This window comes from Dermatophilus sp. B7861-1 (assembly GCF_058996045.1).
Map to the genome: position 1 here is coordinate 747,711 of NZ_CM180082.1, position 25,332 is coordinate 773,042.

Consider the following 25,332-nt stretch of genomic DNA (forward strand, 5'->3'; position numbering starts at 1 on the left):
GGTTGAGATGGGATTGTCGTCATTCCTGTACGGCTTGTACGAGAAACGACTGTTGCGTGAACTAGCTAACGCCACGGTGCCCAGGCACGTGGGAGTCATGCTCGACGGTAATCGCCGCTGGGCCCGCGCTAAAGGCGCCGAAGCTTTCATCGGGCACCGCGCCGGAGCTGAAAACATCGCGCCGTTCTTGCAATGGAGCGAAGAAGCTGGCGTGGAGATCGTGACTTTATGGCTGCTATCCACAGACAACCTGAATCGCTCCCCAGAAGAGCTGGAACCACTGCTGGGGATCATTGAAGACGCCGTAGACACGCTGGCTGATTCAGGGCGGTGGCGCATCAAAATCGTTGGTGCTAAAGACGTACTGCCACCAGCCACCGTGGAACGCTTATCCACCGCAGCTTCTCGCACCGACAACGTGGAGGGCATGTTCGTCAACGTTGCTGTTGGCTACGGCGGTAAACGTGAAATCTCCGATGCAGTTCGTTCGCTGCTCAAAGAGGCAGCAGAACAAGGACGAACGATCGACGACGTCGCCCAAACAGTCTCGGCCGAAGACATTGCCGACCACCTGTACACCACAGGCCAACCCGACCCAGACCTCGTTATTCGCACCTCTGGCGAACAACGAGTCAGCGGGTTCCTGCTCTGGCAGAGCACCCACAGCGAGTTCTATTTCTGTGAGGCGTACTGGCCCGACTTCCGGCGAGTCGATTTTCTGCGCGCACTGCGTTCCTACGCCGAACGCGAGCGCCGGTTCGGGGCGTAACGTCCCGGCCAGAACGTGGGGGGAATCTGCAGGTGACCAAGAATGAACCGTTGAGCCAGGGCCAAACCACTCAAGCCCACGGGCAGACACAGCAGCCCCGCCGAGGAATGAGCACGCGTGTGCGTGGCAGCATGCGCGCCCTCGTCAGCGATGCGCGGGCTGCATTCGCGGTACCCGCTGTGTGGCTGGGGCTTTTCGGCTCGGTTCTTATCGTGGTGGGATCGTTCACACCAGCGTCACTGCCACCAGATTCTGAGTTGCCGTACTTCATCGGTTTGGGGCTGTTGCAGACCGGTGTGGGCCGCGCGGTCGCTGCCGCAGCTGTCCTGCTGGGGATGGCTTCACTGCTGTTGGCGTGGGTGGCGATGCGTCCAGGACGTCACGGTGTGCGTGGTGGGGTGCCGCGAGCTACCTGGTGGCTGTGGTCTTTGCCGATGCTGGTGGCGCCGCCGCTATTCAGTAGGGATGCGTATTCGTATGCGGCGCAAGGGTTATTGGTCTCACGAGGGATGGATCCGTACAGCACCGGCCCCATCTCTGTTCCTGGGCCGTTTGCTGACCAGGTTGATCCGATGTGGCTGTTCACCTCAGCGCCCTACGGTCCGCTAGCACTACGCACCCAACAACTCGTTGTAGAGCTCTCTTTTGACAACGCCTACTTCGCTGCGGTCGCGATGCGTGTTCCCGCGTTCATGTCAATGGCGTTGATCGCGTCGCTGCTGCCGCGTATGACCGAGCGAGTAGGAGTCTCGGTTGAGCCAGCCAGATGGATTGGCATCGCCAACCCGCTCATCCTTATTCACCTGGTGGGAGGCGCCCACAATGACGCGATGGCGATCGCGTTGATCGTGGCCGCGATGCTGCTGGCATTTGATGGGCGGTTCTGGATCTCCTCATTGACGATCGCTGCGGCCGCCGGATATAAACAGACAGCTTTGCTGGCCATGGTCGCGTTGGCTGGATACCTGGCCCGTCGGGCAGTAGTGGCACGACGTATTCACGAAATCTCTGGCGGAACACCCAGCTGCGAGGAACGCACCGCCATCGAAGCAGACCGCCACGAACCTACCGGCCCAGTGCGTGGCGCCCCCCATGACCCAGGTGCACCAGGCATGGTCGAATACATTCGAGTTGCCGCCGCTGTGGGCACTGCTTCGATTGGTTTGTTTGCCCTCATCACTTTCGTGTGTGGCCTGGGATGGGGATGGGTCGAAAGCCTGTCAGTGCCACTTATGGCCCGATCAATCCTGTCGCCTTCGACCGTCGTTGGCAGCGTCGGGCAGATCATCATGCTCGGCCTGGGAAGTTCGGCAGAAACAGCCCAAATACCACTAGACACCGCACGCGCCTGCGGCATGGCCATCATGGCGATCGGGCTGATCTGGACCACGCTGTGGCTGGCCCCTCGGCGCCCAACCTTGTCCGTCGTCACCGCATTCGTCATCTTCGTTGCCTGCGGCTCGGTCGTCCACGCCTGGTACATGATCCCCGTGTTCGTGCTGCTCGGCCTGGTGCCGTTCAGCGAGCGCACCTACACCGTCGCGATGTGGGTGATCGCCGTCCTAGGCGTGTACGCCGCTTTCGACTCAGCCCTGGGCAACGGGTCCATCACCATCGCGGTCACCCTCGTTGCCGCACTCGTGCTGCGCATGCGCGCCCGCGGTGTCCTTCCCCTGCCCGCTAACCTTCGTGCCCGCCTAGCCGGTCAACACCGTCACGCTCGCACCGAGCAAAACCAAAAAGTCGGGTAACCACCACCGCGGACACGCGCTCGCAGCAGCGCTAGCGCACCCGAAACCACTGTGACTGCAGCTTGTGCAGGCACCTAAAGTTTGCGCAGCCGGACCCGCTCTACCTTGTGGTCAGCGCCTTTGGTGAGGATGAGGGTGGCGCGCTCGCGGGTGCCCAGAACGTTTTCGCGTAAATTTGGTTCGTTGATGCTGTCCCAGATCGATCCGGCTGTGGCGATCGCTTCAGCGTTGGACAGGTTGGCGTACCGGCGGAAGAAGGAATCAGGGTCGGTGAATGCTGTGTCGCGAAGCCGCAAGAAGCGGTTGATGTACCAGCTCTTCAAATGCGGGATCTCTGCGTCTACGTACAAGGAGAAATCGAAATAGTCAGATACCACTACACGTGTTTCTGCTGTTGGTGGGGCCAGGACATTGAGTCCTTCCACGATGAGGACATCTGGCCGGTGCACTTCTACGTGCGTGTCTTCCACGATGTCGTAAGTCAGGTGTGAATAAACCGGGGCGCGTACTGTCTCTACTCCCGATTTCACCTGGTCAAGGAATTGAACGAGAGCGGCCTGATTGTATGACTCAGGGAACCCCTTACGGTCCATGAGTCCTTTTTCTTGTAGAACCGCGTTGGGGTATAAAAACCCATCGGTGGTGACCAGTTCGACATTGGGTGTGCTCGGCCACCGTGACAGCAATTCGCGCAGAATCCGCGCTGTCGTTGACTTGCCCACAGCAACAGAACCAGCCACACCGATCACGAACGGGTTTCGTGCCGGCTTATGGCCGAGGAACCCCTGCATGATTCGGTGAAGGTTTCCAGCTCCCTCGGCGTAGAAACTGAGCAGCCGCGACAACGGTAGGTAGATCTCTTCGACTTCAGCCAGATCCAACCGGTCACCGACACCACGAAGACGCCGCACATCCTCATCAGTGAGGCTGCCTAGGGAATACGTACTCGACAGGCGTGCCCAGTCCTCGCGTGCGATTTCCACGAAAGGGGAAGGGACAGGCCTGGAGCCAGGTACTTGCGTTGACACCCGAACATTCTTCACCACCAAAGTGGTGAACCACTGGCGAGGTGATCACGAGGCACATCATGGACCTGCGAACAGTGGGCGTCCCCGCACTCTACGCTGGACCCTATGTGTGGAATCGTTGGCTATGTGGGCCGTGACGTCGATGGCAAAGCTCTCGACGTCGTTTTGGAAGGACTCGCCCGACTCGAGTACCGCGGATATGACTCGGCTGGGGTGGCATTCGTCACCGACGGTGTGATCAGCTCCGCGAAGAAAGCAGGAAAGCTCGCTAACCTGCGAGCCGAACTGGAAGCTAGCCCATTGCCTCCCTCTGCGACGGCGATCGGGCACACACGGTGGGCAACCCACGGGGCCCCCACCGACGAAAACGCCCACCCCCACCTGGGTGGCAAAGAGGGAAAACTCGCCCTCATCCACAACGGCATCATCGAGAACTTCCACTCCCTTAAAGCTGAACTTCTCGAAGAAGGTGTCGAATTCGCCTCCGAAACGGACACGGAGGTCGCCGCGCACCTCCTGGCCCGCGCCTACGAGAACACCCACGATCTCACCGCCGCGATGCAACAGGTCGTCAACCGTCTAGAAGGTGCATTCACCCTGCTGGCTGAGCACGCTGACGTCCCTGGCGTGATCGTCGCAGCCCGCCGCAACTCTCCACTAGTGATCGGTCTGGGTGAGGGCGAAAACTTCCTCGGCTCTGATGTCGCTGCCTTCGTGGGCCACACAAAGCTCGCAATGGAAGTTGACCAAGACCAGATCGTCACTATCACCCCAGAAAAGGTCGAAGTCATCGACTTCGCCGGACAACCCGCCGAAGGTAAACGCTTCGAAGTCACGTGGGACGCAGCCCAGGCCGAAAAAGGTGGCTACGACTCCTACATGCTCAAAGAAATCGAAGAGCAGCCACGCGCCATCGCCGATACTCTCCGCGGTCGCACCGACGAACACGGCGCCCTCACGCTGGACGAAATGCACGTCGCTGCCGAAAAACTCGCAGCCGTGGACCGTGTCGTCATCGTGGCTTGCGGTACCGCTTTCTACTCCGGCCTCACCGCCAAATACGCAATCGAGCACTGGACTCGCATCCCCGTCGCCGTGGAACTAGCCCACGAATTCCGGTACAGCGAACCCATCATTGACGAACACACCCTGGTGGTGTCCATCAGCCAGTCCGGCGAAACAATGGACACCCTTATGGCGGTCAAACACGCCCGTGAACTGGGCGCACTCACCGTCTCCATCTGTAACACGTACGGCGCCACCATTCCCCGCGAATCTGATGCCGCGCTCTACACACATGCTGGCCCCGAAGTTGCTGTCGCCTCCACCAAAGCATTCACCTCCCAGATCGCAGCCTGCTACCTCCTGGGCCTTTACCTGGCCCAGGAACGCGGCCACGGCGAATCAGTCAAAAAGGTGATGCGCGAACTCGAAGAAATCCCCGCCAAGATCAGCGAAGTCTTGGCCGACATGGACCGAGTACGCGAGATCGCCCGCTTCATGGCAGACACCCGCTCGGTGCTTTTCCTTGGCCGTAACGTGGGCTACCCGATCGCTCTTGAAGGTGCCCTCAAACTCAAAGAAATCGCCTATATTCACGCCGAAGGATTCGCTGCAGGTGAACTCAAGCACGGCCCCATCGCGCTGATCGAGCCCGGCCAGCCGGTGTTCATCGTGGTGCCTAGCCCCAGCACACCGCACAACCTGCACGACAAAGTGGTCTCCAACATCCAGGAGATCCGTGCTCGCGGCGCCCGCACCCTGGTCATCGCCGAAGCTGGTGACGAATCGGTAGCACCATTCGCCGACGAGATCATCCGGGTACCAGCCACATCGCCGCTGCTATCTCCGATGCTGACCATCCTGCCCTTGCAGGTGTTCGCGTGCGAACTAGCAACCTCTAAAGGTCTCGACGTAGACCAGCCCCGCAACCTCGCCAAGAGCGTCACCGTCGAGTAGTGACGTGATTGTCGGTATCGGTGTAGACGTATGCGGTATCGAGCGGCTACAGGCAACGCTGGAGCGCACACCCGGTTTACGTGACCGTGTTTTCGCCCCAGCAGAAAAAGAACTCCCAATTGCCTCGCTAGCTGCCCGATTCGCGATGAAAGAAGCAGTCGCCAAGGCACTACTGACCCCCGGCGACATGTCATGGCTCGATGCGTGGGCTCCACGCGCTGTCGGTAAACCACCCGAACTGCAAATCTCAGGCACAGTCCGTCAACGAGCCGAGGCATTGGGAGTAACCCGATTCCACGTGTCTTTGTCACATGACGCTGGTATTGCTACCGCCTTCGTGATCGCCGAATCCTGACACCACCTGTGTGGCCCGGTACAGACCTCACCGTCGACCGGGCCACACTTTTATTTTCGTCAAACCTGCCCCGCCAACACGCGGCGAAAACCGTTACCCATCGAACAGATACGCCAACACCCAAGATCCGGTGTTGCTTTAGATACGGCCAAAAACCGTCCTTTAGGGTTATGCCCATGGTGATGCAGGCATGGTCCGTCGAACGAGTCCGCGCAGCTGAAGAAGCCGCGAAAAAATTCCTCCCCAATGACGAACTCATGAACCGAGCCGCCCACGGGCTGGCCAACGTCCTAGCCACCCGCACCGACGAAATAGCCCAACACATCAGCCCCGGCGAAGACGTACGCATGATCGTCCTCGCCGGGCCAGGAGGAAACGGCGGCGACGCCCTCTTCGCCGCAGCTTTCCTACGCCACCTCCACACCACCCGCCTCGAAGAAACCAACCCAACCCAAGCTCACGTCGCCGACATCGTGCCCGTCCTCCTCACCGGTCAAGCCCACCCCTCAGCACTCCAAGCCATCCACGACGCTGGACTAACCCCCCTAGACGCCAGCACCGGCGAAGGCTTGGCAACAGCCGTCCACATGATCGCCACCGCCGATATCATCGTCGATGGCCTCTTCGGCATCGGAGGACGCCTCGACCTATCCCACCACGACGAAAACACCCCACCACCGGCAGCCTGGACCCTTGTCAACGCCATCCCCGACGACGCCTACCTCATCGCCGTCGACGTCGCCAGCGGCACCGACCCAGCCGGCGAAACCGAAACAGACAACTGCGTGTGGGCCGACGAAACCGTCACCTTCTCCCTCATCAAAGGAACCCACCTGCTCGCTGGCGAAAACGCCACCGGACTCCTCACCATCATCGATATCGGCATCGACGAATACGGACTACTCGGACTTGGAACCGACGGCGAACTCGCCAACGAAAACGAAGAACACATCGACGCCCTCCTCACCGACGGCCCCGCCACCCCCATGGCCGAACGCCTCACCTTCGATGACGTAAGCCACATGTGGCCCACCCCCGGACCCCGCGACGACAAATACTCCCGCGGTGTCGTCGGCATCATCGCCGGAGGCGAAAACTACACCGGAGCAGCAATCCTCACCGTTACCGCCGCAGTTAACACCGGCGCCGGAATGGTCCGCTACATCGGCCCCCCAACCCCCACCAACCTCATCCGCACCCACATCCCCGAAGCAGTACACGGCCCCGGAAAAGTCCAAGCATGGGTAATCGGCCCCGGCCTAGACCCCCACCCCGTCGACGACGACGAAACCGGCCACGCCCACCTCACTCACGCCCGCCAAGCCCTCGACTCCAACGAACCCGCCGTCATCGACGCTGGCGGGCTCGACCTGCTCACCGGCCCACGACCCCACGCCGGAGCACCCACCCTCATCACCCCCCACGCCGGCGAACTCGCCCGCCTCCTCACCCGTCTCGACCCCGGCACCCCCACCAGCAGAGAAGACGTCGAAAACGCTCCCGTGAGCCACGCCCGCCGCGCCGCCGAACTCCTCCACGCCACCGTCCTACTCAAAGGCAACCGAACCCTAGTCGTACCCCCCACAGACAACCTGCCTATCCGCACCCAAACCAACGCACCCGCCTGGCTCGCTACCGCCGGTGCCGGCGACGTCCTCGCCGGAATCGCAGGGACACTCCTCGCCGCAGGCCTCAACCCCCTCGACGCAGGATCCCTTGCCGCCCTCGTCCACGGAGTCGCCGCCCACGACACCAACCCAGGCGGCCCCATCCGCGCACTCCACGTCGCCGAAACCCTCCCCACCACCATCGCTGCCCTCCTACGCCGCCCCAACTAACACCCCAGAGAACGACACACCCACACCAAGCTGCATAGGCTGCACCCAACACACCACCACGGAAGGACCACGCCTCATGGAGCTCACCCGCACCCTGCCCACCGCCGAAGACACCCGAAACTTCGCCCGCGAACTGGCCACCCATCTACGCCCCGGCGATCTCATTCTGCTCGTTGGAGAACTCGGCGCAGGAAAAACAACCTTCACCCAAGGGCTCGGCGAAGGACTAGGCGTACGCGGCCCCATCGCCTCACCGACCTACGCCATCTCCCTAGTCCACCCTAGCCTCACCAACGGCCCCGACCTCATCCACGTCGACGCCTACCGCCTGGGCGACCACGCCGAACTCGACGACCTCGACCTCGACGCCGACATGGACACCTCCGTCACCGTCATCGAATGGGGAGCAGGCATCGCCGAAGGGCTCTCCTCGGACTACCTCATCATCGAACTCAACCGAGCCGTCGGCGCCACCGACCCCTACGCCGAACACGCCGATCTCGACCCCCGCACCATCCACATCCACCCCGTCGGCACCCGATGGACAACAACCCAAATCTTCGAGCGATCCACCGACTGATCTACCCTGGTTAGGTGCTTGCTCTGGCTATCGACACCTCCACATCCGCGATCACCGCCGCCCTCCGCGACGGAGAGCACACATACCTACGCACCAGAACCGACAGTCGCGGTCACGCCGAATGGCTATCGCCCCAAATATCAGAACTATTCACCGAAGCAGGACGTACCCCCAGCGATCTGACCCACGTCATCGCCGGTGAAGGCCCAGGCCCCTTCACCGGACTTCGCGTCGGCCTAGTCACCGCCGAAACCATCGCCTTGGCCACCAACGCCCAATACATCGGCCTATGCAGCCTCGACGCACTCGCCGCCGCCGCCATCCGCCACGGTGCACCAGAGGCCCACAGCGACTTCCTCGTCGCCTCCGACGCCCGCCGCAAAGAGGTCTACTGGGCGACCTATCACTGGGCCGGTACTACCAACGAAAACCCAACACTGGCCACCAGCCTCACCCGCACTAGCGAACCCGCCGTCACCAAACCCGCCGACCTACCCGAACACGTCCGCGCCCTACCCACTGTTGGACGCGGACCACACCTGTTCCCCGACTTCTTCCCCCACAGCATCGGCCCACTCGACGTCGACGCACGCGACCTGCTCGACCTCGCCTACGCCCACCACGACGCCGGTACCCTCCCCACCCACAAGCGCGCACACCCCCTCTACCTGCGCCGCCCCGACGCCAAAGCCAACGCCACCGCACCTCTGGTCCCCGCCACTGCCAGCGAGCCCCGCGAGTGAACACAACCGTTCTACGCCCCGTACACCACCGAGACATTCCCCAACTCACCGCGCTAGAAAGCCAGGTGTATGGCAAAGACGCCTGGTCGGAATCATCGTGGTGGGGCGAACTCGCCGCCAGACCACAACGCGCCTACGCTATCGCCACCCCTAAAGATGCCCCCGACCTCATCTATGGATACGCAGGGCTGGACCTTGGCCGCGACATTGCCGACATCATGACCATCACCACCGCCCCTCACGCCCGAGGCACCGGAATCGCCACCCAACTCATGTCCTGGATGGTGCAAACCGCCACCGCCACCACAGCCACACACATGATCCTCGAAGTCCGGTCAGACAACGACGTCGCTATCGGCCTCTACACGCGATGGGATTTCACGACCATCTCCACCCGACCGAACTATTACAAGGGAGCAGACGCCCTCATCATGCGCCGCTCCCTATCCACCTCGCCTGAAAAGGCAGGTCAGAAGGAGACCGCATGAGCAGCGCACCCCTAGTTCTGGGAATCGAAACCTCCTGCGACGAGACCGGTGTCGGGATCGTGCGTGGCGGAGAACTACTCGCCGACGAGGTCGCCAGTAGTGTCGATCAGCATGCCCGCTACGGCGGTGTTGTACCTGAAGTCGCCGCCCGCGCCCACCTGGAAGCAATGGCCCCCACTATCGCCAGAGCCTGCGAAAAATCCGGCGTATGTCTGAGCGACCTCGATGCCATCGCTGTGACTGCTGGCCCCGGTCTGGCCGGCGCCATGCTTATCGGATTGGCAGCAGCCAAAGCCCTCGCTGTTGCCGTGAACAAGCCGCTGTATGGCGTTAACCACCTGGCCGGCCATGTGGCCGTAGACATCGTCGAACACGGACCCCTGCCCGAACCGATGATCGCGCTGCTGGTCTCAGGCGGACACAGCAACATCCTGCACGTCAAAGACATCACAAGCGACATCGTCCAGCTCGGGCAAACCGTTGACGACGCCGCAGGTGAAGCATTCGACAAAGTGGCGCGTCTGCTCGGCCTTGGGTTCCCCGGTGGGCCCCACGTCGACAAAGCCGCACAAGAAGGTGATGGCACAGCAATCACCTTCCCACGAGGACTCACTAGCGGACGGGACATGCAGCGCCACCGCTACGACTTCTCCTTCTCGGGAGTGAAAACAGCTGTGGCCAGGTGGGTGGAGGCCAAAGTGGCCGCTGGCGAGAGCGTGCCGGTCGCTGACGTCGCAGCCAGCTTCCAGGAAGCCGTGACCGATGTTCTTACCCGCAAAGCTGTCCTGGCCTGCAAAGAACACGACGTCAAACACCTGCTCATCGGTGGCGGAGCAGCAGCAAATAGCCGCCTGCGGGCACTAGCTGAACAACGATGCGCCGAGGCAGGAATCTCGCTGCGCGTGCCCCGCCCACGCTTGTGCACCGATAACGGTGTGATGATCGCCGCGTTGGGCGCAGCGATGGTCGAACGTGGCATAGCCCCCAGCACCCTTGATATCCCAGGTGACTCCTCGCTGCCGATTGATGTTCCACAGGTGCGTGTCTGATGCGGGCTCCGCGACGTGTTCTCGCAGCCGCGGCTGCCGTGCTCGTGGGAATGTGCGGAGCGTGCGCGGCCGGTAGCAGCGAAGTGAAAGAAGCGGTGACCACAGGGCAACCCGACTCAAGCAAGTCACAACTATCTGGTCTTCCCACAAGTGCAGAGATGGCCCAAGCACGCACCGATGTCGAAAAGTTGCCGACGCGGCGCCTGGCTGCACAGATCGTGGTGCCCAGGCGCCCAAACGACTCGGTAGAGGCTGCTCGGTTAGTGCGTGAAATGGGGTACGGCGGAATGGCGCATTTCGCTGAACACACTCCGGCCGATAAAACCAAAGTGGTGCAGAACATCACCGAAGCCAACAAGCGCATTAGTGCTGCCGTGCAAAGTGATCGCCAATGGCCTGCATTCATCGCCGTTGATCAGGAAGGCGGTCCAGTCACGCGGGTGGGGGATCCACTGACGAGGTTTGGGGCGGTGATGGGGCTCGGTGCTGCACGTGACACGAAATTGGCGCAGCGTGTGGGGGTTTCGTCGGCAACAGAGTTGGCTGGTCTGGGGTTCACAGTGGTGTTGGCACCAGATGCTGATGTGACTTCAGGTGAGCAGGATCCAACTATCGGGGTGCGTTCTGCTTCTTCTGACTCGAAGCTGGCTGCTGAGATCGTGGCTGGTTTAGCTCAGGGGTATGCCGATGGTGGCGTAGTTGCGGTGGCGAAACACTTTCCTGGTCATGGGAGTGTTCCAGCAGATACGCATCAAGGTCGAGTGCGGCAACGGATGCCGATGTCAGTGCTGCGCGACCGGGACTTTCTTCCTTTCCAGGAGTTGGTCGATGCTGGCGTGCCAGGGGTGATGACTGCACATATCGTGCTGGATGCGGTTGATGGCACAACGCCCTCCACGATGAGTCGCCCGGTGTTGTCAGGATTGCTGCGCCAAGAGCTGGGGTTCCGGGGCTTGGTGGTCACTGACGCGTTGGAGATGGGTGCGATCGGTATTGATTCCGGCGCTGCCGCTGTGCGTTCGGTATGGGCAGGGGCGGATGTGTTGTTGATGCCCTCGGATCCCAAGGCAGCTGTTGAAGGTTTGGTGAAGGCGGTGGAATCCGGAGCGTTAGACCGCTCTCGCCTGGTGGATGCGGCGGCTCGGATGGTAGCGACGCTGCGTCATGCGCCAGTGCGTGCCACCCAGGGGCCAACGCAACCTGGTTCGGGTAAAGATGTGGCTGATGCTGCGGCGGCTGCGGCGATCACGCAGCTCGGTGGTAAGTGCGGTGCTCCGCTGGTCAAAGGTGGCATTGTGATCTCTGGGGGCACTGCTGGCGATCGTGCGTTGTTGGCTGAGAGCGCGAAGGCTGCCGGGTTGGCTGTGGGGTCTGGGACTGCGGTGCGTTTGATTGATTCGGTGGTTTACCGAGCGGCGGAAGAGAAGAAGCCGCATTTGGTGGCTAAAGTGACACCGCCGACTCCGGATGCGGTGACGGTGGCATTGGATGTGCCGTATGCGCTTGCTCGGGAACAGGGAGCGACTTTGGCGACTTTTGGTCGGACTCCGGCAGTAATGCGGGCGTTGGTTGAGGTGCTGGTGGGGCATAAGCCAGCGGCGGGGCGTTTACCGGTTGCTGTAGGGACCCACGCGGTGGGTGCTGGTTGTGGAGCTTCGCAATGACAACGGTCGCACAGTTTTTCGCGGTGGTTTTGGTTGATGAGTTAGTGCGGGCTGGGGTGCGGCATGTGGTGTTGTCTCCGGGGTCGCGGTCAGCTCCGTTGGCGTATGCGGCTCTTGATGCTGAGCGCGCTGGGCTGTTGGAGCTGCATGTGCGCACTGATGAGCGTTCGGCGGCGTTTTGTGCTTTGGGTTTAGGTAAGGCCACGGGGGTGCCTGCGGTGGTGGTGACGACCTCGGGTACAGCGGTGGCGAATTTGCACCCGGCGGTATTGGAGGCGCATGAGGCGCGGGTGCCGTTGGTTGTGGTGACGGCGGATCGTCCTCATGAGTTACGTCCGACGAGGGCGAATCAGACGACGCATCAGCCAGGGATTTTTGGTGGGTCGGTGCGGCTTGCGTTGGATTTGGAGGCACCGGTGCAGGGCGCTTCACCGATGCCGTATTGGCGTACATGCATGGATCGCACGGTTGCGGCGGCGATGGGTGCTGTGGGTGGTGTGCCGGGGCCGGTGCATGTGAATGTTTCTTTGCGTGATCCGTTGGCGCCGGAGGCTGGTGTGCGTCCGTTGGTAGGCGATGGGTTGCCGGAGGAGCTACAGGGGCGTCCGGGTGGGGTGGCGTGGACGGTGTGTGAGCCAGCGTCGTTGGTTGGTGGGGATGGGTTGCCGGAGGTGGCGCGGACGCTTGTGGTGGTGGGGGATGTTTCTGGCGATGTGCGTCAGCGGGCTTTTCAGTGGGCTGCGTTGCGTGGGCATCCGGTGTTGGCTGGGCCGTTTGGTCAGGGTGCTGAGGGTGTGGTGGTGCCGCACGGGCCGTTGGTTGCTGAGACGGGGTTTGCTGCGGTAGCGGAGAATGTGCCTGATCGGGTGGTTGTGGTGGGGCGTTTGACGTTGTCGCGTGCGGTGGGTGCGTTGGTGCGTCGGTCGGGGTGTGCGGTGGCGGTTTCGGCTGATCCGGTGTGGCCTGATCCTTCTCATGTGGTGAGTTCGGTGCAATCGGTGGGTGCGTTGTCGTTGATGTCACCGGTGTTGTCGGAGGATTTTGTGGCGGCGGCGCATGATTTTGGGCGGCGTTGGCGTGAGGCTGGGGTGGCGGTTTCGGGTGCTGTTGAGCAGGTGGTTCCGGGTACGTGGCCTAGTGGTCCTGCTGTTGCGGCGTGTGTATTGGGTGCGTTGCCTCGGGGAGCTCGGTTGTTTTGTGGTTCGTCTTCGACTGTGCGTGATGTGGCTTTTGTGGGGTCGGGTAGGGGTGACGTGGAGACGGTTGCTAGTCGTGGTTTGGCAGGGATTGATGGGTGTGTCTCGACGGCTGCGGGGATGGCGTTGGCTGATGATCGGGCTACGTTTGCGCTGGTGGGAGATTTGACGTTTGTGCATGACAGCGCTGGTTTGTCGGTGGGGCCGTTGGAGCGGCGTCCGGATTTGACGGTGCTGGTAGTTAATGACGATGGTGGCGCGATTTTTGACACGTTGGAGTACGGATCTTCGGATGTGCGGGGTGAAGATCCGCAAGGGTTTGTGCGGTTGTTTGCTACGCCTACCGGTACGTCGGTGGAGGCGTTGGCTAGGGCGCATGGTGCTCGGTTTGTGCGTGCGAGTACCCCGGGGGAGTTGGTTGAGGTAGCCGCTCAGGTGCCGTGTGGGTTCACTGTTGTGGAAATAGTGGTGCCGGCTATGAGGGCACGGGTGGACCGTGAGGCGTTGGTTAGTGCTGCGGATGTGGCTGTGGAGCAGATGTTTTCGGTTTAGGGGTGGGTGTTTTGGGGTGAGGTGAAGGCGTTTTTCATGGGGAGGAGTTTGGCGTGGGATTCGTTGAGTTCTGCGGTGGGGTCGGAGGCGTCGACGATGCCGCAGCCAGCGAAGATGCGCATATTGGTGTGGGTTTGGTCGAGGTGACCGCAGCGTAGAGCGATGCCGAATTCGCCGTCTCCGTGGGAGTCGATCCAGCCGATGGGGCCGGCGTAGCGGCCTCGGTCCATGCCTTCGAGGGTGTTGATGAGGTTGTCGGCGGTGGTGCGGGGGGTTCCGCAGACGGCGGCGGAGGGGTGGAGTTGTTCGGCTAGCTCTAGGACGTTGATGTTTGTGTTGGTGTGTCCGGTGACGTCGGTGGCTAGGTGCATGACGTTGGGTAGGTCCAAAACGAAGGGGGTTTCGGGGACAGAGAGGGTGTGGCAGTGGGGTTGGAGCACGTCGGTGACTGAGGTGACGGCGTAGGCGTGTTCGTGGAGGTCTTTGGGGGAGTGGGTGAGGGTGCTGGCGAGGTTGGTGTCGGTGGTGGTGTTGCCGGTGCGTCGGATGGTTCCGGCCAGGATGCGGCTTGTGGCGGTGTTGTTATGTAGGCGGATGAGCATTTCGGGTGTGGCGCCGATGAGGCCGTCGATGGCGAAGACCCAGGTGTGGGGGTAGCTGTTGGTGAGTTGGGTGAGTAGCCATCGGGGGTCGATGGGGTGGGGGGTGCTGATGTGTTCGTCGCGGGCGAGGACGACTTTGTCGAGTTGGCCGTTGATGATGGCGTCGATGGCTTGGGTGACGCGGTCGGTCCAGGTGGTTTCGGTGAGGGTTCCGGGGGTGTAGGTGGCTGGGCCTGGTTCGGTGATGGGTGGTGCGGGGGGCGGTGGTGTTGGTGTGGTTGGGGTGGTGGTGATGGTGGTGTGCCAGGAGATGCCGTTGTGGGTTCCGGTGATGTGTTCGGGGACGATGAGGGTGGCGCCGTGGGGGGAGTGAGGGGAGTAGGCGAAGCTACCGAAGGCGATGAGTCCGGTTCCGGGGGCTTGGATGTCGTTGTCGATGGTGGCGTTGTTGGTGATGGTTTGCCACCAGGTGTTGGCGTCGGTGAAGCGGCTGTGGCCGTGGGTGGTGATGGTTGTGGCGCGTCCGTGGGCGATGAGTCCGTTTCCGTCGCGGACCCAGGCGAGGGTAGTGCGTGGGTCGGCGTCGCGTAGGGCGTTGTGCAGGTGTGTGGGCCCGTCAGTGGGGGGTAGGGCAGTGGTGGTTGCGTAGAGGCGTGGGGTGGGCGCTTGGTTCACGGTGTGCGTCACATGGGGTGAGCTTACGTTTGGGGTGGTCATGGCGTCGAGCGGTTTGTCGTTTATTGGTTGGGTTTGTGGAATTTGTTGGCAATAGGTGTGCTGTTGGGGTGGGGTTTTGGCAGGTGAAGCGTTTATGGGGGTGGGGCAGTTGTGTTGCTGAGTGATTTCGTCCTGTGCGGGGTGTTTCAGGTGGGAGGATGGGGGTATGGCTCGCGCGAACTTGGATAAGAAACCTGCCGATGTGGCGAAGATGTTCGATGATGTCGCGCCGCGGTATGACATTACGAACACGTTCATGACTGGTGGGATGGAGACCTTGTGGCGGCGTTCGGTGATGAAGGTTCTCGATGCTCGTCCGGGCGATCGGGTGTTGGATATCGCGGCGGGGACGGGTACGAGTAGCGCGATTTTGGCTGATGCTGGGGTGGATGTTGTTCCGGCGGATTTCTCGATGGGGATGTTGCAGCAGGGGCGTCGTCGTCGTCCGGATTTGTCGTTCACCGCTGCTGATGCGATGGCGTTGCCGTTCGCGGATGAGAGTTTTGATGCGGTGACTATTTCGTATGGCATTCGGAATGTGGTGGATCCAGATGCGGCGTTGCGGGAGTTTTTGCGGGTGACGCGTCCTGGTGGGGTGTTGGTGATTGCGGAGTTTTCGCAGCCGGTGGTTCCTGGGTTCCGTGAGCTGTACAAGTGGTATTTGGGTAAGGGATTGCCGGCGGTTGCAGCGCGGGTGAGCTCGGATGCGGAGTCGTACATGTATCTGAGTGAGTCGATCATGTCGTGGCCTGCTCAGAGTGCGTTGGCTTCGCGGATTACCTCGGCTGGGTGGAAAGACGTGCGTTGGAGGAACCTCACTGGTGGGATTGTGGCGGTGCATCGCGGGGTGAAGCGTTGATGTCTGCGTGGCTGTTATACAGATCGTGTAATGGTGCTCACGTGTATGTGCCGCAATTCGGTTGCCTGTACAGCGAGCCGCTAGTCTCACCCGGGTGGGAGCAGTGAGTACGGCCGGTGAAAATGTTGATGTCATCGTTGTCGGGGCGGGCCCAGGGGGTTCGACTGCGGCAGCGTATTTGGCCTCGGCGGGGCTAGATGTAGTTCTGCTGGAGAAGGCAGCTTTTCCTCGGGACAAGATCTGCGGTGATGGGCTGACCCCTAGGGCGGTGCGTCAGCTCATCGATTTGGGTGTGCCGACGCGGCTTGAGGATGGGTGGATTCGTAACCGCGGGTTGCGGATTATTGGTGGTGGGCATCGGTTGGAGCTGGATTGGCCTGATGATGTGCCCTCTTTTCCTTCGTATGGGTTGACGCGGGCGCGCATGAATTTTGATGAGATGCTGGCTCGCCACGCTGTGGGGCGAGGTGCGCGTCTTCTAGAACGGCATAACGTGACTGGCCCGGTGCTTGGCGCTGATGGGCGCACGGTGGTGGGTGTTGAGGCCAAGCTGATGGATGAGTCGGGCCGGGCCACGCGGGAGCGGGTGGTGTTCCGGGCGCCGGTTGTGATCGCTGCTGATGGCAACAGCAGCCGGTTGGCGATTTCGGTGGGGCGTGAGCGTCGTGACGACCGGCCGATGGGGGTGGCGGTGCGTACGTACTTCCGCACTCCTCGCCATGATGACGACTACATGGAGTCGTGGGTTGAGCTGAAGGTGAAAGAAAACCGCGACAACCCGCGTAGCCGGGACATTTTGTTGCCGGGGTATGGGTGGATTTTTCCCTTGGGAGACGGAACCGCGAACGTGGGGTTGGGGATGTTGGATTCTTCCCCAGCGTTCGGGAAAGTCGACTACAAAGATGTGATGCAGCGCTGGGTGGCCAGCATGCCTGCCGAATGGGAGTTCACTCCTGAGACGATGACGACTCCGGTGCGAGGCGCGGCGTTACCGATGGCGTTCAACCGGTCGCCGTTGTATGAGAACGGTCTGCTGCTTATCGGTGATGCCGGTGGGATGGTGAGCCCCTTTAACGGTGAAGGAATTGACTATGCGATGGAGTCTGGTCGCATGGCTGCGGAAATAGTTGCGCAAGCTATCGCGCGTTCTACTGCTGAGCAACGTAACCGGGTGCTCTCTACTTACCCTGACCGGATGAAAGCTCATCTGGGAGGGCAGTTCATGCTCGGAACATACTTCGCTGCCCTGATCGGACACCCCGAAGTGATGCGTTTCGGTATCAAATATGGGCTGCCGCGAACCTCCTTGATGAAGATCTTGTTGAAGGTCATGGCCAATATTCGTGAACCTCACGGGGGTGTACGTACAGACCGTGTCATTGAAGCTTTGACGCGATTGACGCCTTCGGCATGAAAATCCTTGTGAATCTCTAAGATAAGGGTGATGCCGCCTGCCGTCATCCGCCCAAGCTCCCGCACCCATGGAGCATGAGGACGGGTCCCAGCGACGGCCTTCCAGCCCTTGAGGCGTCACCCACTGGTACGGGTCCCGCCGTTGAAAACACTCGCCCCACCATGATCAGAGAGGGGATGGCACGCCATGAACCCTTATGTGCCGATCCTGTTCTTCTTTTTCCTCGGTATCGCGTTCGCGGCTTTTTCCGTGTTTGGGTTCCAGCTTTTAGGACCCAAGCGGTACAACGCAGCAAAACTGCAGTCATACGAATGCGGTATTCAACCGTCACCGCACGCAGAGCAGGGTGGGCGTGTGCCGGTGAAGTTCTACACAACGGCGATGCTGTTCATCATCTTCGACGTCGAGGTGCTGTTCATGTTCCCGTTCGTGGTCGCCTTTGACCAGTTAGGGCTGTTCGCCCTCATCGAGATCGTGGTTTTCGTGGCATCGATTCTCATCACCTACGTATTCATCTGGCGCCGCGGCGGACTGGAGTGGGACTGATATGGCTAAAACTGATGGAATGACGCCCTACCGGGCATGGGCCGATTCGAAGCTGCCTGCGGGCGTACAGATCGGCAAGCTGGACCAAATCGGTGGCTTCCTGCTGAAGCACTCAATGTGGCCTGCCACGTTCGGTTTAGCTTGTTGCGCTATCGAAATGATGATGGCTGGCGCCCCGGACTACGACATCGCTCGCTACGGGATGGAGCGCTTCGGCGCCACACCACGACAGGCTGACGTGATGATCGTCGCTGGTCGCGTGAGCCAAAAATTCGCGCCTATCGTCCGCCAGGTATGGGACCAGATGCCCGAGCCGAAATGGTGCATCTCCATGGGTGTGTGCGCCAGCTCCGGGGGCATGTTCAACAACTACGCGATCGTGCAAGGCGTGGACCACATCGTCCCGGTCGACATCTACCTACCAGGATGCCCACCTCGACCCGAGATGCTCTTCGACGCGATCCTCAAACTGCACGCGCAGAGCCTGCGCACCCCGCACTTCTCCCCAGCGACTAAACGCGAACTGGCTCGCCGTATCGAAGAAGAAGCAATGGCAGCCACACCACTATCCGAACGTAAGGGGCTGTTGGCATGACGGAGAACACCCCCCACGGTGCTCTCACCGACGAGGAAAACCTCCCCACCCGCACCGAAGACCAATACGGCCCCGTCAAGCGAGGCCAACGGCAGGGCATGTTCCACGCCAGCACCGGTGACACCTCCGGGTACGGCGGCCTCATCACACCGAAACTGTTCCCCGGCCCCTCACCTCGGCCATACGGCGGCTGGTTCGACACTGTCGCCGACGCGCTCGCTGAGGCACTGCGTCAAGCAGGTGGACCCTCGTATGAGGAAGCAATCGAAGCGGTTGTGATCGACCGCGGCGAAATGACCGTGATGGTGCGCCGCGAGCACCTGCTCGCCGTGGCCCGGCAACTACGTGACTTTCCCGAGCTGCGGTTTGAACTGTGCGGTGGAGTCAACGGTGTCCACTTCCCGCAAGAGACGGGACGTGAATTGCACACCGTCACTCACTTCACATCCATCACGCATGGATGCCGCCGCATCCGGGTTGAAGTGACCTGCCCCGACAACGACCCCCACATTCCCTCCATCGTCGAGGTGTACCCCGCCAACACCTGGCACGAGCGCGAAACCTGGGACTTCTTCGGGATCATCTTCGATGGTCACCCGGCTTTGACCCGCATCCTTATGCCCGACGACTGGCCAGGCCACCCCCAGCGGAAGGACTACCCGCTGGGCGGAATCCCTGTCGAGTACAAAGGCGCAACCACACCACCCCCAGACCAGCGGAGGTCGTACAACTGATGACCACCAACACGAGTGAAAACGCTGACGTCATGCACGGTGATGTGCGCGCTTCAGGTGCAGCGTCCGATAACGCTGACGGTTACCTCATCAACGCAGTCGGGGGTGACTGGGACCAGCTCACCCAAGAGGCCATGGAACACAGCGACGAACGCATCGTTGTCAACATGGGCCCGCAGCATCCCTCGACTCACGGCGTGCTGCGCCTGATCCTCGAACTTGATGGCGAAACAGTCACCGAAGCCCGCGTTGGGATCGGATACCTGCACACCGGTATCGAAAAAACAATGGAGTTCCGCACCTGGACACAGGGCGTGACGCTATGCACCCGCATGGACTATCTGACCCCGTTGTTCCAGGAGACGACATATTGCCTGGGCACTGAGCGGCTTCTGGGGATCGAAGACCAAATCACCACCCGCGCCAGCGACATCCGCGTGATGATGATGGAACTCACCCGGATCAGTTCACACTTTGTTGCTGTGGCCACCGGTGGGCTAGAGCTGGGTGCCACAACGGTCATGGAAATTGGTTTCCGTGGCCGTGAAGCATGCCTGCGCGTCATCGAAGCCATCACTGGTCTGCGTATGAACAACGGCTACATCCGTCCCGGTGGTGTGGCTCAAGACCTCCCCAGCAACTGGCAGGCTCTCCTTGAACGCGAACTGCCAGAGCTGATCCGCGCAGAGAAAGAGCTCGAAGACCTCACCCTGGAAAACCCCATCCTCAAGGGGCGTTACGAAAACGTCGGCGTTCTCGACCTAGCCGGATGTATGGCATTGGGCGTCACTGGCCCCATCCTGCGCTCGGCTGGATACCCCCTGGACCTGCGCCGCGCTGACCCGTACTGCGGTTACGAGAACTACGACTTCGACATCTGCGTATGGGACACCGCTGACGCATACGGTCGACTGCGCGTACGACTGAACGAAATCAAAGAATCCATCAAGATTCTGCGCCAATGCATCGACCGGCTACGCGCCACCGAAGGCCAGCCAGTCATGATCGCCGATAAAAAAATCGCGTGGCCTGCACAACTGTCTGTTGGCACTGACGGGCAAGGCAACAGCCTGGAACACATCCGCGAAATCATGGGCGAATCGATGGAGTCGCTCATTCACCACTTCAAGATCGTCACCGAAGGGTTCCGGGTGCCCGCAGGTCAGGCCTACCGGCCCGTCGAGTCTCCCAAGGGCGAACTCGGCGCCTACCTGGCCTCCGACGGAGGAACCCGCCCCTACCGGGCTCACTTCCGAGACCCGGCCTTCCACAACCTGCAAGCCGCCGCGGTGATGATCGAGGGCGGATACCTGGCGGACGCCGTTGTGGCGCTGGCCTCCATTGACCCGGTGCTGGGAGGAGTGGACCGATGAGTAAAAACTGGGACCAGCCGAACTACGGCACCCAACCTGCAACGGACGACGTAAGCTGGAGCGAGGACACCCTCGCTGGGCTGCGCGCCGATGCAGCGCAAATCCTTGGCCGTTACCCGAGTAAACGATCCGCGCTCCTGCCGCTGCTGCACCTGGTGCAAAGCGTCGACGGATATGTTTCACCCGAGGGAATCCGGTTCGCGGCCGAGATGACCGAACTCACCCCCGCCGAAGTCAGCGGCGTGGCCACCTTCTACTCACAGTACAAACGCCACCCCAACGGCGAATACACCGTCGGTGTCTGCACCAACACGCTATGCGCTGTGATGGGCGGAGACGCCATCTTCGATCGCGTTTCTGAGCATTTGGGCATCGGCCACGACGAAACCACCGAAGATGGACGCATCACTCTTGAACGAGTCGAATGCAACGCGGCCTGCGACTACGCCCCCGTGGTGATGGCGAACTGGGAGTTCATGGACGCACAAACGCCCGAATCGGCCGTGGCCATGGTTGATGACATGCGCGCCGGTAAAGAAATCCGCCCCACTCGCGGCGCCGCAAAGGTGTGTTCCTTCAAAGAAGTGTCCCGCGTTTTGGCAGGATTCCCAGATGGGCGTGCTGATGAAGGAGTCGGCGCCGGAGAGAACTCGCTACGCGGCCTGAAATACGCCAAGGAACACGGCTGGGCAGACACAACCAGCTCTAAGGAAGGACAGGCATGAGTACACAACTCACCCCCGTCCTCTCGCGGTACTGGGACGAACCACAGTCGTGGACGCTGGAAACATACCAGCGACATGAGGGATATGAGGGGCTGCGTAAAGCCCTCGCGCTTAGCCGTGAAGACCTCGTTCAACAGGCGAAAGATTCCGGTCTACGTGGCCGTGGGGGAGCGGGGTTCCCCACAGGTATGAAATGGGGATTCCTGCCTCCGGATGACGGCGGCCCCCGCTACCTCGTGGTCAATGCGGACGAGTCCGAGCCAGGTACTTGTAAAGACGTGCCGCTCATGATGGCCACCCCCCACGTGCTCGTGGAAGGTATGGCAATCACCTCTTACGCCATTAACTGCCACCACGCGTTTATCTACTTGCGCGGCGAGGTCGTGCACGTTTACCGGCGCCTGATGAATGCTGTGCAAGAGGCATACACAGCCGGGCTGCTGGGCAAAAACATCATGGGCAGCGGTTTCGACCTCGACATCACTGTGCACGCCGGTGCCGGTGCTTACATCTGTGGTGAAGAAACAGCGCTGTTGGATTCCTTGGAAGGGCGCCGCGGACAACCCCGTCTCAAGCCCCCGTTCCCTGCTGTTGCTGGTTTGTACAGCCGCCCCACCGTGGTCAACAACGTGGAGACCATCAGCCAAGTGGCGCCGATTTTCCTGCATGGAGCGGACTGGTTCGCCAAGTTCGGTACAGAGAAAAGCAAAGGTGTTGGCATCTTCAGCCTCTCTGGCCACGTCACCAGGCCAGGTCAGTTCGAAGCACCGTATGGCATCACCATGCGGGAACTACTCACCATGGCAGGTGGGGTCCGTGCCGGTCACGAGCTGAAGTTCTGGACTCCTGGTGGTTCCTCGACACCACTGTTCACTCCCGAGCACCTCGACGTGCCGCTGGATTATGAACAGGTCTCGGCCGCCGGATCCATGCTGGGTACCCGTGCATTGCAGGTATTCGACGAGACTGTTTCGGTAGTCAAAGCGGTCTCCCGTTGGATCGATTTTTACGCCCACGAGTCATGCGGCAAATGCACCCCCTGCCGTGAAGGCACGTACTGGCTGCAACAGATCATGACGCGCCTGGAGAAAGGACAAGGGCAGCCCGGCGACATCGAAAAGCTCGAAGACATCGCGAGCAACATCGCTGGCCGTTCTTTCTGCGCTCTCGGCGACGCTGCCGCCACACCGGTTCTGTCCGGCATCAAACACTTCCGCGACGAGTTCGAGATGGCCATGACCACCCCGGTTGACGTCTCATTCCCGCCGCAGCGATCCGTTCTGTTCGTGAAGGAGGGCATGTCCTCATGACAGCCCAGAACACTGCAGGCGTCGAGAACGTCACTGTGACAATTGACGGCGTCGAGGTGAGCGTCCCCAAGGGGTCCCTGATTATTCGTGCAGCCGAACAAGTCGGGATTGAGATCCCACGGTTCTGCGACCACCCACTGCTTGACCCTGCCGGTGCCTGCCGTCAGTGCCTCGTTGACGTGGCCATGCCAGGCCGCGATGGCGAAGTCCGCAAAATGCCTAAACCCCAAGCCGCCTGCACCATGACGGTGATGGAGGGCATGGAAGTCCAAACCCAGCAGACCTCCCCTGTAGCCAAAAAAGCGCAGGAAGGTGTGATGGAGTTCCTGCTCATCAACCACCCGCTGGATTGCCCAGTCTGTGATAAGGGCGGGGAGTGCCCGCTGCAGAACCAAGCAATGTCTACCGGACGGCCTGTTTCCCGGTTCACCGACATCAAACGCACCTACTCCAAACCCGTCGGCATCTCTGCACAGGTGCTGCTGGACCGAGAACGGTGCGTGCTGTGCCAACGCTGTACGCGTTTTTCTGACCAGATCGCCGGTGACCCGTTCATCGCTCTGGTTGAGCGAGGCGCGCAGCAACAGATCGGTATCTTTCAGGAACAGCCGTTCCAGTCGTACTTCTCCGGCAACACGGTGCAGATCTGCCCGGTAGGTGCTTTGACAGGTGCCATGTACCGGTTCCGGTCACGGCCGTTTGACCTGGTGTCTACGCCGAGCACATGTGAGCACTGCGCAGCTGGCTGTGCGCAGCGCACCGACCACCGCCGAGGTGTGGTGTTGCGTCGCATGGCAGCAAATGATCCGGCGGTCAATGAGGAATGGAACTGCGACAAGGGACGCTGGGCATTCCAGTATGGCGCTGCTTCAGACCGCATCGACTACCCACTGGTTCGTGATGCTTCTGGACAGTTGCGTGAAGCGAGCTGGCCTGAAGCGCTGGCTGTGGCAGCCGATGGGTTGTCTGCTGCGCTTGGACGCAGTGGCGCTGGGATCCTGCCCGGTGGTCGCCTCACCCGTGAAGATGCCTACGCATACGGGAAATTCGCGCGAGTGGTGGCTGGCACCAATGACATCGACTTCCGGGCCAGGCAGACCTGCGAGGAGGAAAGCAATTTCCTAGCTTCCAGCATCGCCGGTCGCGGCCCAGCCGAAGGTGCCGTCACCTACACCGACCTGGAAAAAGCCACCTCAGTGCTGCTGGTTGGTCTTGAACCAGAAGACGAATGCCCCATGGTTTTCCTGCGACTGCGTAAAGCGGCCCGCAAGAAAGGCCTCAAGGTCTACTCGATCGCGCCTTTCGCTTCACGCGGCCTTGAAAAGATGTTCGGCACACTCATCGAGGCAGCCCCCGGCACTGAGGCTGAGGTAATTGAGGCGATGCGCACCGGGCACCCTGAACTGGGTAAATACGCCGATATTATGAGCGAGGATGCGATCATCCTTGTCGGTGAACGCCTCGCAGGCGTGACCGGCGCGCTATCGACAGTGCGTGCTTTCGCCGACAAGACCGGAGCCCGCCTGGCCTGGATTCCACGCCGTGCCGGAGAACGCAGCGCACTCGAAGCTGGAGCGTTGGGTTCTGTGCTTCCAGGTGGCCGCCCCATCTTGGAGAACATCGCCCGCTCCTTTGTTCAGAACGTTTGGCAGATCACGAAACTGCCAACCAATCCTGGACGCTCAACCGCAGAGATTCTCCGCGCTGCCGCTCACGGTGAACTTGACGCTCTACTTGTTGGTGGGGTCGAGCTCGCTGATCTGCCAGAGGCCGATGTGGCTCGTACCGCCATGGAACGTGCCTTCGTCGTCTCGCTGGAGATCCGCCGCAGCGACGTCACCGACCTTGCTGACGTGGTTTTCCCTGTCTCGGCTATCGCAGAACGCAACGGCACCTTCGTCAACTGGGAAGGACGCCCGCGTCAAACACAGGCATCCCTGAGCAGCCGACACATGGCAGACCACCGGGTACTAGACATGCTCGCCACCGAAATGGGCCACGAAATCGGCACTGCTACTCTCGAGCTGGTCCGCAACGAGCTAGCTGAGTTCGACCCGTGGAGCGGACCCCGCGCACCATTCCCCGCTGTGGCACCCATCGGCCTGAACCGCATCCCTGCTGGCGACGCCATCCTCGCGACCTGGCGACAACTGCTTGACCTTGGTCGTATGCAGGACGGCGATCCTTTCCTCGCCGACACCGCGCGCGACACCGTCGCCCGACTATCGGCAGGAACCGCCAGCACCATCGGAGTCACTGACGGCGACTACATCACAATCTCCACCGACACCGGCTCCATCGAACTACCTCTCATCGTCACTGACATGGTCGACAACGTGGTCTGGGTTCCCGCTAACTCTGGCGGATCCCAAGTCCACACCATGCTCGGCGCCAGCGCAGGAGACGTAGTCCACCTGGCCGCCGGCGAACCCAAATCCGTTGAGCCCACACCGGCCACAGCCGGAAAGGAAGGTGTGGCATGACC

At 61.1% G+C, this 25,332-nt stretch carries 22 protein-coding genes; 20 read left to right on the top strand and 2 right to left on the bottom strand.

What is annotated here, in order from left to right; all coding sequences use genetic code 11:
• Positions 1-7 precede the first annotated feature (7 nt).
• Both AC2T9U_RS03220 and mptB read left to right on the top strand, forming a co-directional pair.
• Positions 8-769, top strand: a complete 762-nt coding sequence (locus tag AC2T9U_RS03220) for an isoprenyl transferase (RefSeq protein WP_115030998.1) — start codon at positions 8-10, stop codon at positions 767-769.
• 32 nt (positions 770-801) lie between these two features.
• Positions 802-2,520 carry a polyprenol phosphomannose-dependent alpha 1,6 mannosyltransferase MptB gene (gene mptB / locus AC2T9U_RS03225; RefSeq protein ID WP_493696625.1) on the top strand — a complete coding sequence of 573 codons (1,719 nt, stop codon included), beginning with the start codon at positions 802-804 and terminating at the stop codon, positions 2,518-2,520.
• 74 nt (positions 2,521-2,594) lie between these two features.
• Here mptB and coaA read toward each other — a convergent pair whose 3' ends face one another.
• Complete coding sequence (coaA, locus tag AC2T9U_RS03230; RefSeq protein ID WP_306746875.1) at positions 2,595-3,503, bottom strand: type I pantothenate kinase; 909 nt, start codon at positions 3,501-3,503, stop codon at positions 2,595-2,597.
• 150 nt (positions 3,504-3,653) lie between these two features.
• On the opposite strand from coaA, the gene glmS reads away from it, so the two are divergent.
• The 9 genes from glmS (at position 3,654) to menD (ending at position 13,972) form a co-directional block, all read left to right on the top strand.
• On the top strand, positions 3,654-5,507 hold the full coding sequence (gene glmS / locus AC2T9U_RS03235) for a glutamine--fructose-6-phosphate transaminase (isomerizing) (RefSeq protein WP_493696626.1): 1,854 nt from the start codon (positions 3,654-3,656) through the stop codon (positions 5,505-5,507).
• A gap of 4 nt (positions 5,508-5,511) precedes the next feature.
• Positions 5,512-5,862, top strand: a complete 351-nt coding sequence (locus AC2T9U_RS03240; protein ID WP_115030988.1) for a holo-ACP synthase — start codon at positions 5,512-5,514, stop codon at positions 5,860-5,862.
• A gap of 176 nt (positions 5,863-6,038) precedes the next feature.
• Positions 6,039-7,700 (top strand): NAD(P)H-hydrate dehydratase, encoded by a 1,662-nt coding sequence (locus tag AC2T9U_RS03245; RefSeq protein WP_493696627.1) that lies wholly within the window; start codon positions 6,039-6,041, stop codon positions 7,698-7,700.
• A 76-nt stretch (positions 7,701-7,776) separates the two neighbouring features.
• On the top strand, positions 7,777-8,280 hold the full coding sequence (gene tsaE / locus AC2T9U_RS03250; protein ID WP_493696628.1) for a tRNA (adenosine(37)-N6)-threonylcarbamoyltransferase complex ATPase subunit type 1 TsaE: 504 nt from the start codon (positions 7,777-7,779) through the stop codon (positions 8,278-8,280).
• Positions 8,281-8,294: 14 nt separating this feature from the next.
• The gene (tsaB, locus tag AC2T9U_RS03255) at positions 8,295-9,023 is read left to right on the top strand and encodes a tRNA (adenosine(37)-N6)-threonylcarbamoyltransferase complex dimerization subunit type 1 TsaB (RefSeq protein ID WP_493696629.1); all 729 of its coding nucleotides are present in this window, start codon (positions 8,295-8,297) and stop codon (positions 9,021-9,023) included.
• The gene (locus AC2T9U_RS03260; RefSeq protein WP_115030982.1) at positions 9,020-9,511 is read left to right on the top strand and encodes a GNAT family N-acetyltransferase; all 492 of its coding nucleotides are present in this window, start codon (positions 9,020-9,022) and stop codon (positions 9,509-9,511) included. The genes tsaB and AC2T9U_RS03260 overlap by 4 nt, the downstream gene beginning before the upstream one ends.
• Positions 9,508-10,560: a tRNA (adenosine(37)-N6)-threonylcarbamoyltransferase complex transferase subunit TsaD gene (tsaD, locus tag AC2T9U_RS03265; RefSeq protein WP_493696630.1), complete on the top strand. Its 1,053-nt coding sequence runs from the start codon at positions 9,508-9,510 to the stop codon at positions 10,558-10,560. The genes AC2T9U_RS03260 and tsaD overlap by 4 nt, the downstream gene beginning before the upstream one ends.
• Before the next feature lie 158 nt (positions 10,561-10,718).
• Positions 10,719-12,224 (top strand): glycoside hydrolase family 3 protein, encoded by a 1,506-nt coding sequence (locus tag AC2T9U_RS03270; protein WP_493696631.1) that lies wholly within the window; start codon positions 10,719-10,721, stop codon positions 12,222-12,224.
• Positions 12,221-13,972, top strand: coding sequence for a 2-succinyl-5-enolpyruvyl-6-hydroxy-3-cyclohexene-1-carboxylic-acid synthase (menD, locus tag AC2T9U_RS03275; protein WP_493696632.1), 1,752 nt, complete (start codon positions 12,221-12,223; stop codon positions 13,970-13,972). Before AC2T9U_RS03270 ends, menD begins: the two co-directional genes overlap by 4 nt.
• Here the strand turns inward: menD and AC2T9U_RS03280 are convergent.
• Positions 13,969-15,261: an isochorismate synthase gene (locus AC2T9U_RS03280; RefSeq protein WP_493696633.1), complete on the bottom strand. Its 1,293-nt coding sequence runs from the start codon at positions 15,259-15,261 to the stop codon at positions 13,969-13,971. The genes menD and AC2T9U_RS03280 overlap by 4 nt on opposite strands.
• A 196-nt stretch (positions 15,262-15,457) precedes the next feature.
• Here AC2T9U_RS03280 and AC2T9U_RS03285 point away from each other — a divergent pair, with 196 nt between their 5' ends.
• The 9 genes from AC2T9U_RS03285 (at position 15,458) to AC2T9U_RS03325 (ending at position 25,330) form a co-directional block, all read left to right on the top strand.
• Positions 15,458-16,150 carry a demethylmenaquinone methyltransferase gene (locus tag AC2T9U_RS03285; protein WP_115030972.1) on the top strand — a complete coding sequence of 231 codons (693 nt, stop codon included), beginning with the start codon at positions 15,458-15,460 and terminating at the stop codon, positions 16,148-16,150.
• Positions 16,151-16,253: 103 nt separating this feature from the next.
• Positions 16,254-17,564: a geranylgeranyl reductase family protein gene (locus AC2T9U_RS03290; RefSeq protein WP_208303718.1), complete on the top strand. Its 1,311-nt coding sequence runs from the start codon at positions 16,254-16,256 to the stop codon at positions 17,562-17,564.
• A 186-nt stretch (positions 17,565-17,750) separates the two neighbouring features.
• Positions 17,751-18,110, top strand: coding sequence for an NADH-quinone oxidoreductase subunit A (locus tag AC2T9U_RS03295; RefSeq protein ID WP_115030969.1), 360 nt, complete (start codon positions 17,751-17,753; stop codon positions 18,108-18,110).
• Positions 18,111-18,129: 19 nt separating this feature from the next.
• Entirely contained in the window at positions 18,130-18,705 is a 576-nt protein-coding gene (locus AC2T9U_RS03300; protein WP_034400681.1) for an NADH-quinone oxidoreductase subunit B, read from the top strand.
• Positions 18,702-19,439: an NADH-quinone oxidoreductase subunit C gene (locus tag AC2T9U_RS03305; protein ID WP_115030967.1), complete on the top strand. Its 738-nt coding sequence runs from the start codon at positions 18,702-18,704 to the stop codon at positions 19,437-19,439. Before AC2T9U_RS03300 ends, AC2T9U_RS03305 begins: the two co-directional genes overlap by 4 nt.
• A complete protein-coding gene (locus tag AC2T9U_RS03310; protein ID WP_115030965.1) occupies positions 19,439-20,812 on the top strand; it encodes an NADH-quinone oxidoreductase subunit D in 1,374 nt (457 codons plus the stop codon). Before AC2T9U_RS03305 ends, AC2T9U_RS03310 begins: the two co-directional genes overlap by 1 nt.
• Complete coding sequence (gene nuoE / locus AC2T9U_RS03315; protein ID WP_493696634.1) at positions 20,809-21,537, top strand: NADH-quinone oxidoreductase subunit NuoE; 729 nt, start codon at positions 20,809-20,811, stop codon at positions 21,535-21,537. The genes AC2T9U_RS03310 and nuoE overlap by 4 nt, the downstream gene beginning before the upstream one ends.
• Positions 21,534-22,847 (top strand): NADH-quinone oxidoreductase subunit NuoF, encoded by a 1,314-nt coding sequence (nuoF, locus tag AC2T9U_RS03320; RefSeq protein WP_208303716.1) that lies wholly within the window; start codon positions 21,534-21,536, stop codon positions 22,845-22,847. Before nuoE ends, nuoF begins: the two co-directional genes overlap by 4 nt.
• On the top strand, positions 22,844-25,330 hold the full coding sequence (locus AC2T9U_RS03325; RefSeq protein WP_493696635.1) for an NADH-quinone oxidoreductase subunit G: 2,487 nt from the start codon (positions 22,844-22,846) through the stop codon (positions 25,328-25,330). Before nuoF ends, AC2T9U_RS03325 begins: the two co-directional genes overlap by 4 nt.
• The last annotated feature ends 2 nt before the right edge of the window (positions 25,331-25,332 follow it).